10 protein-coding genes and 1 pseudogene are annotated in these 14,264 nt (G+C 69.6%); 10 read left to right on the top strand and 1 reads right to left on the bottom strand.

From position 1 onward, the window contains the following. Nucleotides 1-4 precede the first annotated feature (4 nt). From JM949_RS39640 to JM949_RS10860, 8 genes and pseudogenes are all read left to right on the top strand, one after another. Nucleotides 5-313: pseudogene (locus JM949_RS39640) on the top strand (NAD-dependent epimerase/dehydratase family protein); the annotation flags it as partial. A gap of 181 nt (nucleotides 314-494) precedes the next feature. After that, nucleotides 495-896, top strand: coding sequence for an NAD-dependent epimerase/dehydratase family protein (locus tag JM949_RS36805; RefSeq protein ID WP_238432943.1), 402 nt, complete (start codon nucleotides 495-497; stop codon nucleotides 894-896). Nucleotides 897-919: 23 nt separating this feature from the next. Then, on the top strand, nucleotides 920-1,303 hold the full coding sequence (locus tag JM949_RS10885; RefSeq protein WP_203148288.1) for a TIGR03618 family F420-dependent PPOX class oxidoreductase: 384 nt from the start codon (nucleotides 920-922) through the stop codon (nucleotides 1,301-1,303). A gap of 372 nt (nucleotides 1,304-1,675) precedes the next feature. Further along, nucleotides 1,676-3,079, top strand: coding sequence for a family 43 glycosylhydrolase (locus JM949_RS10880; RefSeq protein ID WP_203148287.1), 1,404 nt, complete (start codon nucleotides 1,676-1,678; stop codon nucleotides 3,077-3,079). A 36-nt stretch (nucleotides 3,080-3,115) separates the two neighbouring features. Next, entirely contained in the window at nucleotides 3,116-4,555 is a 1,440-nt protein-coding gene (locus tag JM949_RS10875) for a glycoside hydrolase family 43 protein (protein ID WP_203148286.1), read from the top strand. A 48-nt stretch (nucleotides 4,556-4,603) separates the two neighbouring features. Beyond that, on the top strand, nucleotides 4,604-6,133 hold the full coding sequence (locus tag JM949_RS10870) for an RICIN domain-containing protein (RefSeq protein ID WP_203148285.1): 1,530 nt from the start codon (nucleotides 4,604-4,606) through the stop codon (nucleotides 6,131-6,133). A gap of 63 nt (nucleotides 6,134-6,196) precedes the next feature. Further along, complete coding sequence (locus JM949_RS10865) at nucleotides 6,197-6,754, top strand: nuclear transport factor 2 family protein (protein ID WP_203148284.1); 558 nt, start codon at nucleotides 6,197-6,199, stop codon at nucleotides 6,752-6,754. Next, a complete protein-coding gene (locus JM949_RS10860; RefSeq protein ID WP_203148283.1) occupies nucleotides 6,751-7,656 on the top strand; it encodes an SDR family NAD(P)-dependent oxidoreductase in 906 nt (301 codons plus the stop codon). Before JM949_RS10865 ends, JM949_RS10860 begins: the two co-directional genes overlap by 4 nt. On the opposite strand, the gene JM949_RS10855 is transcribed toward JM949_RS10860, so the two are convergent. Next, nucleotides 7,640-9,016 (bottom strand): NAD(P)/FAD-dependent oxidoreductase, encoded by a 1,377-nt coding sequence (locus tag JM949_RS10855; protein ID WP_203148282.1) that lies wholly within the window; start codon nucleotides 9,014-9,016, stop codon nucleotides 7,640-7,642. The genes JM949_RS10860 and JM949_RS10855 overlap by 17 nt on opposite strands. A 373-nt stretch (nucleotides 9,017-9,389) precedes the next feature. On the opposite strand from JM949_RS10855, the gene JM949_RS10850 reads away from it, so the two are divergent. Next, the gene (locus JM949_RS10850; protein WP_203148281.1) at nucleotides 9,390-10,853 is read left to right on the top strand and encodes an acyltransferase domain-containing protein; all 1,464 of its coding nucleotides are present in this window, start codon (nucleotides 9,390-9,392) and stop codon (nucleotides 10,851-10,853) included. A gap of 10 nt (nucleotides 10,854-10,863) precedes the next feature. Then, nucleotides 10,864-14,264 (top strand): SDR family oxidoreductase (locus JM949_RS10845; protein ID WP_203148280.1); only part of this gene is annotated, 3,401 nt, incomplete at its 3' end.

Raw genomic sequence — 14,264 nt, 5'->3', positions numbered from 1 at the left:
CGGCATGATCGGCGCGCATACCGCCCGCGCCCTGGCGGACCTCGGCCATGCCGTCGTCGCCACCGCGCACCGGCGAGCCGTGCGACCGGCGTTCCTGCCCGACGACGTCATCGTCGAACACGTCGACGTCGCCGACCCCGCCACGGTGTTCGCACTCGGCGACCGGTACCGGATCACCGAGATCGTCCACCTGGCCGGCAGCGTTCCCGGTGCGGACCCGGTGGCGTACTTCCGCGCCGACACGACCGGGCTGCTCACCATGCTCGACGCCGCCCGCGCCTGGCGGGTCCGCCGCTTCGCCGTCGCCGGCAGCCTCGGCTCGTACCTGGGTCGCAGCGAAGTCCCCTGGCACGAAGACCTGCCGCTACCCACGCGCGGCGCCGCACCCGATCATCGCCTTCAAGAAGGCGGTCGAACCGCTCACCACGAACGCACTGCAGGGCACCGGGGTCCACGCGGTAGTGCTGCGCATCGGCAGCACCTGGGGACCGCTCATGGACCCGGAGACACCCTTCAACCCGGTCCCGCCCTACCTGAGCGCCGTGCTGCGCGGGGAACGTCCCGCGCCCGTGCACGCCGACGACGGCGGGGACTTCTGTTACGCCCCGGACGCCGGACGCGCCATTGCCCTGCTCAGCACCGCCGACACCCTCGCCCACGACGTCTACAACATCTCGGGCGGACAACCCTTCACCAACCGACAGCTCGTCGACGCCGTTCGCGCCGTCGTTCCGCACGCGCAGCTCGACCTGCTCGACGGACGCCGGGACGGACCGGGGCCCAATCCCTACCTCGACATCTCCCGGCTCACCACCGACACCGGCTTCACCCCGACCTTCGACCTCGCCACCGCCGTCACTGACTACCTCGCCTGGCGCACCCACCACGACCGCTGACCGTCACACCGGGAGAAACCATCATGCTGCATCCCGACATCCGCCGTGTGCTCGACGAGGGACCGATCGCCCACCTCGCCACCGTCCTACCGGACGGCTCGCCGCACGCCACTCCCGTCTACGTCGGCACCCACGACGAGCACATCGTCATCTTCACCGGGCCCGGCACCCGTAAAGCCCGCAACCTGCGCCGCGACCCGCGGCTGGCGTTGTCCATCGCCCCGGCCGACAACCCGTTCACCCCGATCGCCGTACGCGGCCGCGTCGTCAACTGGATCGACGGTGACCTCGCCTGGTCGATCATCGATCGGATCGTCGCCACATACACCGACCAGACGTACCCGCGCGACGACGAACGCGTCGTCGCCGTCATCGAACCGGATCACCAGACGGTAGGCATCCGTTGACGCGAGCGCCCGGCCAACCGCCCGCGGGCCCGGACCGAGCCAGCTGCGGCGGATCGACGGAAGCAGATTCCTTGGTGCTGCCGGCCTGACCAGAGGCGGCATCCTTGACACGTCAGATGGCATCGCTAACACTTGTCCGCAACCTAGCCGTAACGAACAGAACACATCGTTGTCGGGCCGGCCCGAAGGGTCGCCCGACTCCCGATGGCGCACCGCGAACCTGGGCGAACTCTAATCGATCTTGTTAACGCTAACATAAATGATCTTGCTTGCCGAGGGTGACCTGGCCGCGCCATCTGGCCGCCCATCCCGCCGTTCGGCACCGCACCACCGGCCACCGGACCCCAGCCGCTTCCACCGACTGTCGGGAGCATGACGATGCGTCTGCGTTCACTGCTCGTGCTCTCCGCCGTGGCCGCCGCCGCCTTCGTGGTGGTCGCCGAGGAGCCGGCGCACGCCGCCACGCTGCCGACCGGCGCCCGTTCGCTGGAGGCGGTCAACCAGGCCGGACGGTACGTGCGGCACGCCGACCATCTCGCCCGGATCGACCCGGTGACCTCCAGCAGCGCCAACCAGGTCAAGCTGGACGCCACCTTCACAGTGGTCAACGGTCTGGCGTCGCCGAACTGCTACTCGTTCCAGACCAAGACCGGTCTGTTCCTGCGGCACCGCGACTACCGGCTCCGGGTCGACCCCAACACCGGCGACGCGACGTTCCGGGCCGACGCCACCTTCTGTGCGGTGGACGGCTCGGTCTCCGGATCGGTGGCGCTCACCTCGTACAACTATCCGGACCGGCGGATCCGGCACCGCGACTTCGCCCTCTGGCTCGACGCCTACCAGGACACGGCCACGTTCCGGGCGGACAGCTCCTTCCGTCTCGCCGCGCCCTGGGCACCCAGGAACACCAAGGGGCCGGTGCTCCCGGGTCTCTTCGCCGACCCGCACATCGCGGTCTTCAACGGCCGCTACTACCTGTACCCGACCACCGACGGATACGCGGGCTGGGCCGGCACCTACTACAAGGCGTTCTCCTCCACCGACCTGGTCAACTGGACCGACCACGGGGTGATCCTCGACCACGGCCCGGACGTCTCCTGGGCGGACAACTCGGCCTGGGCGCCGGCGGTGGCCAGCGCCAACGGCCGGTACTACCTGTACTTCAGCGGCGGCGCGGCCAGCGGCAGCACCGCGAAGCAACTGGGCGTCGCGGTGGCCGACAGCCCCACCGGGCCGTTCCGGGACGCGCTGGGCCGGCCGCTCGTCCGCGCCGACCAGTTCGCCGGCGGCCAGACGATCGACCCGATGGTCTTCACCGACGACGACGGCCAGTCCTATCTGTACTGGGGGCAGGGCGTGGCCCGGGCGGTGCGGCTCAACGCCGACATGACCTCCTTCGACCCGACGCAGGCGCGGGTCGTCACGCCGGCCGGCTACAACGAGGCACCGTTCGTGTTCAAGCGCAACGGCCTGTACTACTTCATGTGGTCAGAGGGCGACACGCGCAGCGAGGACTACCGCGTCGGGTACGCCACCGGCTCATCGCCCCTCGGTCCGTGGACCGCTCGCGGCGTGGTGTTGCAGAAGCGGCTCGAGGTCGGCATCAGGGGCACCGGCCACCACTCCGTGGTCCGGGCGCCCAACAGCGACACCTGGTACATCGCCTACCACCGGTTCGCCGTGCCCGCCGGTAACGGCACCAACCGGGAGACCGCCATCGACCGGATGGAGTTCAACGCCGACGGCACCATCCGGCCCGTCGTACCGACCCTGTAGCTGACTCGTACGCCCCTGCCCGAAGGAGAAAGACCGATGCCGACAGTCCTCTCCCGGATCGGCGCGGTCACCGTCGCCGCGCTGCTGCTCTTCACCACCTGGTCGGCGGCCACCCCGAAGGAGGCCGCCGCGCTCGACCCGACCGTCGGGTACCTGATGGCGCACTTCACCGGTGAGTCGTCGACCGACCAGCAGATCTACCTCGCCCACAGCAGCGACGGCCTGCGCTGGACGGACCTCAACAACGGCGGGCTCGTGCTGCGTTCCACAGTCGGCACCCGGGGCGTCCGCGACCCTGCCCTGGTCCGCTCACCCGCCGGCGACCGGTACTGGGTCATCGCCACGGACCTCTGCATCGGCTGCGGCCAGGACTGGTCGAGCGCGATCAACAACGGTAGCCGCAGCCTTGTCGTGTGGGAGTCCACCGACCTGGTCAACTGGTCGGCGCCGTGGCTGCTGAACGTCGCCGGGGCGATTCCGGACGGGCGTAACGCCTGGGCACCGGAGGCGATCTGGAACCCGGCCACCGGTGACTACGTCCTCTACTGGGCGACGAACGTCCCGCTCAACGGGGCGACCAAGCACCGCATCTACGCCGCGCGTACGACGAACTTCCGCAGCGTCACCACGCCGCAGGTCTACATCAGCCGGCCCGGCAGCCAGGAGATCATCGACACCCAGATCGTCGAGGTGCCGTCCGGCGTCGGCGCCTACCGATATGGGCGGGCGTCCCGGGACGGTCAGATCACCATCGAGGGCAGCAACTCCATCCTCGGCAGCTGGACCACGCTCGGGAACCTCTCCGGCATCGGGCTGACCGGGGCCCAGGTCGAAGGCCCGATGTGGATGCCGTTCAACGCCCGCAACGAGTGGGTCCTCTACCTCGACCAGTACGCCAGTGGTCGCGGCTACCTGCCCGTGCTGACCACCAACCCGTCGAGCCCGGGCGCCTACCGGCTGCCGGCCGCCGGCTCGTACAGCCTCGGTGGCACCAAGAAACGGCATGGTTCGATCCTCAACCTGACCGCGGCCGAACAGAGCAGGGTGCTCGCTCGCTGGCCGAACAGCGCGATCAACCGGATCCAGTCGTACAACTTCCCGGACCGGTACGTGCGGCACGCCGACTACGACGCCCGCATCGACCCGAACGTCAGCCCCGCGCAGGATGGTCAGTGGCGGCTCGTGCCCGGCCTGGTCGGCTCCGGCACGGTCTCCATCCAGTCGGTCAACTACCCGGGCCACTACCTGCGCCACTACGGGTACGACTTCCGGCTGGAGGCCAACGACGGCACCACCACCTTCGCCGCCGACGCCACCTTCCGGCAGGTCGCCGGCCTCGCCGACTCCTCGTGGACGTCGTTCCAGTCCTACAGCCACCCGGACCGCTACGTCCGGCACTACAGCTACCTGCTCCGGCTCGACCCGGTCACCGACGCGCAGAGCCGCGCCGACGCCACCTTCCGGGTCACCAGCTGACCCGGTAAGCGAGTTTCCGACTCCGGTCCCAGATCGATTGGACATCTCATGACCCGAAGCACGTCGTTCGATGGGCACGTACCGGCAGCATCAGCGCGCGTCCGGTCGCTGCGCCGGATGCTGATCGCCCTGGTGGCCGGCATGATCGCGATGGTTGGCGGCGCCGTCGTCGTCACCTCGTCCCCGGCCGCTGCCGCCACCAATCAGTTCCGGGGCATGAACTGGGCGGTGTTGGGCGACAACTTCAGCACCGGCCCGCTGGTCGTGCAGGGTCTCAGCTCGTCCGACAGCAACGCGACGGTACGGGCCAAGGCCAACGCGCTCTACGACGACATGGCCGCCACCCTGGGAGTCAACACCATCCGACTGCCCATCAACACCCACACGGTGGGGACGGCCTGGTGGGAGGCCTATCGAGGGGCCATCGACGCGGCCACCGCGCGGGGCTTCAAGGTCATTCTGGCCTACTGGGAGGACGGCGCCGCCTCCGGTGGCCGGATCACCAACCTCGCCGCGTGGAACGCGATGTGGTCGACGGTGACCAACACGTACGGCGGGAACGCCAACGTCTACTTCGAGCCGATGAACGAGCCGCACGGTTACAGCTCGGCGGAGTGGCGCAACGTGGCGGCCGACTGGCTCAGCTACCACTACTCGGCGGTGCCCGGCCGGGTGCTGATCGGTGGTACCGGCTTCAGCCAGGACCTGCGGGACATCTGCAACGACAGCCGCTTCAACTCGACGCTGCTCTCCTTCCACTACTACGCCTTCTTCTACGGCGCGATGACCTACGACGCCTTCCGCAGCCACATCCAGACCCGCCTCGGCAACTGCGCCTCCCGGACGGTCGCGACCGAGTTCGGCGCGCCCATGAACGACGGCCGCAACTACGCCGACGCGAGCAGCACCGACAACTTCGTGCGCTACATCCGCGCCATGGCCCAGGTCATGCGGGACAACCAGATGGGCGGCACCTACTGGCCCGCCCTCGGCGGCAAGCCCGGCACCATCGGCTACGACTGGTACTCGATGTTCTCGCTCAGTGGCAGCGGCACCAGCCTCGACCTGACCCTCCGCAACACCTCTGGCGCCGACCGGATCCGGTACGGGTGGGGTGACACCGTGGAGGGCGGCCCCACGACGCCTCCGCCCGGGACGGGGACGTTCTACCGGATCACCGTGCGGCACAGCGGTAAGTCGATGGACGTCCAGCAACCGAACACCGACAACGGTGCGCGGGTCGGCCAGTACACCTACGGCGGCAACGCCTGGCAGCAGTGGCAGTTCCAGGACGCCGGCAGCGGCTACTGGCGCGTCGTCAGCCGGCACAGCGGGAAGTGCCTCGACGTGGCGAACGCCTCGACCGCCGACGGCGCCGAGCTGATCCAGTACACCTGTGGCACCGGCACCAACCAGCAGTTCCAGCTGGTCGCCAACGGCAGCTACTTCGCACTGCGCGCACGCCACAGCGGCAAGTGTGTGGACGTGCCGGCTCTCTCCACCGCCGACGGCGCGGTTCTCCAGCAGTATCCGTGCAACAACGGCACCAACCAGCAGTGGTCGCGCACGACCGTCTGACGCGATAACGAAGAATTCGATACGGAATTCGTTGTCGAGGGCGTTGCGACGCATCGACAGCTCATGAATAATCGCGTCGACATGGATGTCCGCAGCGGCTTCGCTGGCGACGTCGGGGGACCAGTCACGGAGGCTGTTATGTACCATCGCATTGTCGCTGCCAAGGTGCGTGCGGTTTTCGCCGAGATTAACAAGGGCAATTACGAGCCGATGCTCGCGTCGCTCGCTCCCGAGTTCAGCTACCGCTTCTACGGTTCGCACGCCCTGTCCGGCGAGCGGCGCACGGCTGCGGCGATGCGGCTGTGGTGGGAGCGGGTGTTCCGGTTGATCCCGGACGCCCGCTTCGAGGTCGACGAGGTCATCGTGGCCGGCGGCCCGTGGTTCACCCGGATCGCCACCGTGGCGCACGTCTCCGGGCCGCTGCCGGACGGCACCCGCTACGAGAACACGGTGAACCAGATTCTGCACATGCGCTGGGGCAAGATCACCAAGATCCGCACCCTGGAGGACACGGTGACCCTGCAGCGGGCGCTCGACGCCGTGGCGGTGGCGGGTAACGCCGAAGCCCACGCGGCGCCGATCACGGATGACAGCGCCGCCCAAGAGTCCGTCACGTCGTGACGGGGGCACCGCGGCGGGCGACCCCGCCCGCCGCGCTCGTCACCGGCGGTTCGTCGGGCATCGGGCGGGCCGTCGCGCTGCGGCTGCACCGGGCCGGCATTCCGGTGTACGCGACCGCCCGCCGACTCGACCGGGTCGCCGATCTCGCGGCGGCCGGAATGCGCACTGTGGAATTGGACGTCACCGACGACAACTCCGCCCGGGCCGCCGTGGATCGCGTGGTCGGTGACCACGGTTCGGTCGGCCTGCTGGTGAACAATGCTGGTTTCGGTCTGCCGGGCACGATCGAGGAAACTGATATCGACCGGGTTCGGCAGCAGTTTGAGACCAATTTCTTCGGCATGGTCCGCATGACCCAGCTCGTACTGCCCGGCATGCGGGCGGCGCGCGCCGGCACCGTGGTCAACATGTCGTCCATCTTTGGCGGCTTCGCCACCCCGGGTGGCGGTTTCTACGCGGCCAGCAAACACGCGGTCGAGGCGCAGAGCGACGCCCTGCGTCTCGAGGTCGCGCAATTCCGCATCCGAGTGGTCGTGGTGCAACCCGGGCCGGTCCGTACTCCCTGGGGAGAACGGTACGTCGCCGGTTTCCCGGCGGGGGATGACGGTCCGTACGGTGACTTCGGACGTCGCGCCGGCGCGTACTACGCGGCCATCTACAGCGGCGACGGGCGCGGTCTCGCCGCGCGGTTCACCGTCTCGGCCGACGACGTCGCCCGGGTCGTGGAGCGCGTCCTGCGGCGCCGACGGCCGCGCTCCCACTACCCGGTCGGCATGCTCGCCCGCAGCGTGCTGGGGATGCGTCACCTGTTGCCGCGGCCGGCGTTCGACGCCTTCGTGCGCCGACAGTTCCCACGGCCGGACCCCCGGGTGCGCCGGCCCGGCGTCACCCGGGCGGAGTGAGGCTGGCCTCCGGGAGCCGGCCGCTGCCCCACACCGTCTTCAGAAACGGTCCGAGTTCACCCAACCGGTTGGCGATGAGACGGTTCGTGAGCGGGTCCAGCCGGCGGGCGAGCATCCACCGCAGCACGCTCAGCCGCCACGGCTCGGCCGGCCCCCGAGCGCTGTCGGCGAGCAGTTCACGCATGTTCGCCGAGCCGAAGAAGTCGACCGGCGACGCGGTCTGCCCGAAGAGCCCGACCAGGTCGCTGGCGTGTTTCGGGCTGCGGGTCGCGGCCTCGATGATGGCCACCACGTCGGCCGGGTAGGGCCGCAGGGCGGCAAAGTCACAGGTGTACTCGTAGTAGGGCAGGCTCGTGGTGTTGCGCCGACGTTCGTACGCCACCAGCGCCTCGGCGAGCTGCCGTCGCCCGGACAGCCCATCGCGTACCGCTTCGGCGAGGTACTCCGCGCCACGGAACGCCTCGGTGATGCCGGACGCGGTGCACGGGTCGCGGCTGTAGCTGGCGTCCCCGACCAGTGCCCACCCCGGGCCGGACGAGCGGCGGAAGAAGTTCGGCACCGAACCGGTCAGCCAGCGCTCGGCCTGGGTCGAGGCGCGCACCCGCTCGACGAACTCCGGTGCCACCTCGCCGAGAGCGGAGAAGTACGACGCCGACGGATCACCGGCCAGCCTCTTGAACACGTCGGTGCGCCACGCCACACCGACCAGGGTCAGCCCGTCGTTGGTCGGCCAGGCGAAGGCGTACCGGTGGTTGTCCCGCCACGTCGGCACGTTGTCGACGGGCAGCCCGTCCCAGTACGTCCACCAGCTGCTGAGCAGCGCGGGCCGGGTGTTGTAGATGGGGGCGTCGACCAGCCGCGCCACCTTGGAGCGGGTGCCGTCGGCGCCGATCACGAGCCGGGCGTGCTCGGTGAACGGTCCGCCGTCGCGCGCCTGTCCCCGGACGCCGATCACCGTTCCGTGCTGGTCGGTGACCAACTCCTGCACGGACACGTTCTCGCGTAGCTCCGCCCCGGCCTGTACGGCCGCGTTGACGAGAATCTGGTCAAGGACGACGCGGCGCGGCGCGTACGCCAGGTCGACGTCCTCGTCCGGTGGCAGCGGCGCCATCAGGTCCACCGAGCCGGTCTTGAGGCCGTACTCGCGGATCGGCGGGCACCCGGACGCGTGCAACTCGTCGAGCAGGCCCCAGTCGCGTAGCCGCCGGATCCCGGGCGGGTGGACGAGGTGCGTCGACACCGGGCTGTCACTGGGAAAGGCGGCCCGGTCGAGTAGCAGAACCTTGAAACCCTCGCGGGCCAGCAGCATGGCGGTGGGTGACCCCGCGCAGCGCGCACCCACGACTATCACGTCATACATGAATTTCCTTCCTGCGCACACCGCCCCCGTTGGGCGCCAACGGAAAGACCTGAATCGAAAATGCGAATACGGACATGACCTTGTTCGCCGCGAGATCGGCCCGGCCAAGCTCGATCAGAATAGCCGAAGTCGTATCGGTCAATACGGTGTGACGCGGATCACAGTTATACCCGTTGTGGCACCACTGTCACGGACGGTGCAAGCGTCAGGGTATTTATATTGCGAAATCCGGACAACCGACCGGCTATATCAAATCCTTTAATAATTCAGCTCCACTCGAATTGGACGTTTGGCGGGCTGCGACCCGCCGATCCGCCGAGTAAAACTGGCTTTGCAACTTCCGAGTCACTGAGATCAACGGGGGTTTATCAAAATGATTTCGACGGCAAGTGCTGTCTACCTCTTTCCAGGTCAGGGCGGTTATTCCAAGGGTCTACTGGCGCGTGTTACCCAACGGTATCCAGCCACCGGCGACCTGTTTGACGAGATTGCCGACGTGGCGGGAGACGAGCTGGGGGTCGACCTTGGCCGACTCCGTACCGACCACGACAGCGATGCGGCCGAGCTGCTCCGCGACGCGCCTGACCTGCTGCAGTTCGCCATCTACGCCGGTTCCGTGCTGACCGAGGCGGCGTTGCGTGAGGCCGGCGCAATCGGGTTGTTACACATCGGACACAGCTTCGGTGAAATCGCCGCACTCACCACCGCCGGCGCTTGTTCGGTGCGGGACGGCGCACGGATCGTGGCCCGGCGGATCCAGGCACTCAACGCGCTTTCTCCAGACACCGGCTTCATGGCGTCCGTGCCAGTCGACCGGACCCGGGCCACCGCTCTGTTGGATTTGCTCGGCGACAGCCGGGTCACCATCGCCGGCCAGAACGAAGATCAGCAAGTGGTCATCGCCGGACCGGTGGATGCCATGACGGCCGCCTGCGCCGTCCTCGCCGCGGCCGGGGTCGTGTCGACTCGCCTGCCGACGCCATACCCATTCCACAATGCCGCGCTGCAACCGGCGGTCGCGCCCTTCGCCGCCGCACTGAAGGACATAACGTGGATGGCTCCGTCCATCCCGGTGTACTCGCCGATACTCGGCCGTCACTACGCCGCGACGGACGACCTACCTACCTTGCTGGCCGGCCACCTCGTCCAGCCGTTCGCCTTTCACGACAGCGTCCGGGCCGCCTACGCGAATGGCCACGATGTCTTTGTCGAATGCGGCGGGCGGCAGGTTCTCACTGACATCACCGCCCGGGTCCTGCACGAGCGGAGTGACTGGACCGCGGTCGCGACGGACGACAGTTGCCGCCGTGGTGTGAGCGCCGAGAGGGTGGCGCTGCTCACCGGTGGGGTCGGACCGGCGCTCGTCACGCAACTGCGGCACCTGATCGGGGAGACGTCGGCGGAGGAGTTCGACAGGTACTGGGTTGCCGGCGGACACGACGTCGTCGCCAGCTCGCTGCGCGCCGGACTCGCTGCCTTCCGGGCCTCCGCCGGGAGCACCGTCGCACCGCCGGGCGGCTCCGCCGGCGCGACCCACCCCGCCCCGGCCGAACCGGCCCAGGTTCCGGTGGGTGGTCTGGACCGCGGTGCGGTGCGTGAGCAGTTGGCCCGCCTGTACGGCGACGCGTTGGAGTACCCGGCGGAGGTCTTCACCGAGGACGTCTCGCTCGAAGCCGACCTGGGGGTCGACTCGGTGAAGCAGACGGACCTGCTGGCCCGCGCGGCACGGCACTTCGGCCTGCCCGTCAACCCGGACGGCTTCAGCGTCGCGAACTACCCGACCTTCGGCCGGGTCGTCGACCTGATCACCGGTTCCCGCACCCCGACGACCGTCTGAGGGAGACCGCATGTACCGCTTCGACGGCAAGACCGCACTCGTCACCGGCGGGGCCCGGGGAATCGGCCGGGTGATCACCACCCGCCTCGCCGAGCAGGGTGCCCACGTCATCGTCAACTGCTTCCACTCGTACGACGTCGCCAAGCTCCTGCGGGACGAACTCGTCGCTCGCGGCCTGTCCGTCGAGGTCCTCCGCGGCTCGGTGGCGCAACGCCCGCAGGTCGACCGGATGTTCGACGAGATCGCGGAGCGCCACCAGGGCCTGGATCTGCTGGTGAACAACGCCGCCAGCGGCGCGTTCATGACCGCGCTGGAGACGACCGAGGAGCACGTCGACCGGGCCATCGACAGCAACCTCAAGGGTTCGCTGTGGTGCGCGCAGCGTGCCCACCGCCTGATGCGCCAGCGCGGTGGCGCCATCGTCAACCTCTCGTCCGTCGGCGCGGGCATGACCGTCGGGAACTACCTGACCGTCGGCACGGCCAAGGCGGCGGTGGAGGCGCTCACCCGGTATCTCGCTGTGGAGTTCGCGGCGGACGGCATCCGGGTCAACACCGCCTCGGGCGGGCTCATCGCCGGTGACGTGGCACGACTGTTCCCCCACCCGGACGAGATGGAGAAGCAGGTCTCCGACAGCACGCCGCTCGGCGGGCTCGGCGGTCCCGAGGATCTCGCCGAGGTGGTCATGTTCCTGCTGTCCGACGCGGCACGGTGGGTGACCGGGCAGACGATCCTGGCCGACGGTGGGCTGTCGCTGGGCGGCCGGCTACTGACCCCGGCGAGCCTCTGGCGGACCGGGCAGCCGGCGCGCGACCCGGCGCCCACCGCCGTACCGGCGGGCGACCCGGTACCCACCGCCGTGCCGGTGAACGGGGTGGCCGCACTGCCCGGACCGCCCGTCGGCGGCCCGGCGGACGAGACGACCGCCCCGGTCGGGGTCACGGTGCGGGAGCGGGCGGAACCCTCGGACGATCCGGAACGCTCGATGATCGCAGTGGTCGGTGCCGGTCTCGTGGTGCCGGGGGCCAACGACCCCGGCGAGTTCTGGCAGATTCTCACCGACGGGCCGGAGCTGCTCAGCGAGGTCCGCCCGGACCGCTTTCGCGTCGAGTCGTTCTACTCCCCGGTCGGGACCGACGAGGACAAGACCTACCAGACCCGTTGCGGTTACGCCGACGGCTACCGGCCACAGCCCTGGCTGGCGGCGGAGTTGGGCCCCGATCCCCGGCGCACGGAGTACACCACCCAGTGGCTGCGGCACGCCGTGCACGACGCCGTGGCCGGGGTGCGCCTGCCCGACGGTGACCGGCTGTCGTGTGTCGTCGGGTACACCCCGGACGGCAACCAGCACCTGGAGGAGGCCCTGGTCGCCGAGGGACTGCTCGACGACCTCGTCGAGGCGGCCGGCCGGGCCGGTTGGACCGGAGCCCGCCGCGACGACCTGATCAAGCGGGCCCGCGACATCTTCGCCGGGCACTACCCCTTGCAGCACGCACCACTCGGCAACCTGATGCCGTTCCAGGTCGGCAACGGCGCCATCAAGGGGCTGCTGCCCGACCGCACCGAGCTGATGATGGTCGACACCGCCTGCTCGTCCGCGCTGTACGCCGTCGACATCGGCATCAAGGGCATCCTCGAAGGCAAGCACGACGTCGCGGTCTGTGGCGGCAGCTTCGCGGTGGGTCCGCGCAACGCCGTACTCTTCGCGAAGTTGCACGGGCTCTCCCGTAACGGCCGGGTCCGTCCGTTGGACCAGGACTGCGACGGGGTGCTCTTCTCCGACGGCGCCGCCGCGGTCGCCCTCAAGCGCGCCGACCTCGCCCGCCGCGACGGCGACACCGTCCTGGGCTACATCAGCGCGGTCGGCACCTCGTCGGACGGCCGGGGCAAGGCCATCTACGCACCGAACGTGGCCGGCCAACGGCTCGCCATCGAGCGTGCCCTGGCGAAGGTGCCCGCCACGACCCGGCCGGACTGGGTGGTGGCGCACGCGACCGGCACGCCCGCCGGCGACCTGTGCGAGATCACCAGCATCCGCGATGTGCTCAGCGCGTCGAAGCCGCTGTACATCACCTCGAACAAGGCGCTGATCGGGCACACCGGCTGGGCGGCCGGGGTGGTCTCCCTCATCCAGGTGTTGGAGAGTCTCCGGCGCGAGGCCATCCTGCCCCAGCACCGGTTCACCGCCAGCCCACCGGAGTACGGCCTCAAGGACTCGACGCTGCGCATCCCCACCGCGGAGGTGCCCTGGCCGGCGGGGGAGCAACCGCGGACGGCGTCGGTCTCCGGCTTCGGATTCGGCGGCACCAACGCACACGTCGTGGTGCAGGACCGGCCGGTGGCACACGAGCGACCCGGTGCCGACGAGATCGTGGTGACGGCGTGGTCGGCACACGTGCCGGGCAGTTTCGACGCGGGCCAGGTGCGGGACTGGCTCGCCGGTACCGGCTCGGCACCCGAGCGCAGCTTCGGCCCGACCTACGACACCAGCGGTCTCGTCCTGCGGATGCCGCCGAAGGTGCTGCGGACCCTGGACCGCTGCCAGTTGATGGTGCTGCGCTGCGCGGAGGACCTGCGTGGCCTGCTCGGCGACGCCTGGGACAGCTACCGTGGCAACACCGGTGTGTTCCTCGGGCACATGGGTCCGACCCGGCACGCCGTCCTGTACGGCAAGCGGTGCCACCTGGACAACGCCCTGGAGGCACTGGACGCGCTCCCCGACGAGGTCGGGTTCGACGACGCGCTGCGCGGCGCGCTACGCGCTGTCGTCCGGGAGACGGTCCCCGCCTCGAACGAGGACTCCTTCCCCGGCATCATGCCGAACGTCATCTCGGCGCGGGTGTCCAACTACTTCGGCTTGAACGGGCCGAACATGACCCTGGACCTGGGTTTCGGTTCCACACTGGGCGCCTGCGAGGTCGCCGCGCGCTACCTGCGCGCCGGCGATGTGGACATCGCCCTGGTCGGCGGCGTCAACGGCAACAGCACCGTCGTGATGCGCCGGATGGTCGAGGCGCTCACCGGTCAGACCGAGGTCGAGCTGGCCGAGGGGGCGTTCATGTTCGCCCTCACCCGCCGCGCCGTGGCCGAGGCCGCCGGCCTTCCGGTCCTGGCCCGCCTGGACGACCTGTCCAGCGGCGTGGACCCGGCCCCGGGTGCGGACCAGACGATCACCTGCGGTGCGTCGGTCGACCGTCCGGCGGGACCGCTGTACCTCGGTGCGGAGGGGGCCGTCGCCATGCTCCGCGCCCTGCTCGGGCTGGGGCGTGGGACCGACGCCGACGCACAGGTCGTGGCCCGTGACAACGCCGACGCGCCGGTGCTGTCCCTGCGGCTGCGCGCGGCCCTGCCCACGCGGGCCGTAGACCAGCCTGTTCGAGCCGCCGACGAGCCGCTGCGGCCGCCGACCAG

The organism is Micromonospora tarensis, assembly GCF_016803395.1.
Taxonomy (GTDB): Bacteria; Actinomycetota; Actinomycetes; order Mycobacteriales; family Micromonosporaceae; genus Micromonospora; species Micromonospora tarensis.
The sequence above is the reverse complement of the archived record's forward strand: the minus strand, read 5'-3'. Positions and strand labels throughout refer to the sequence as shown.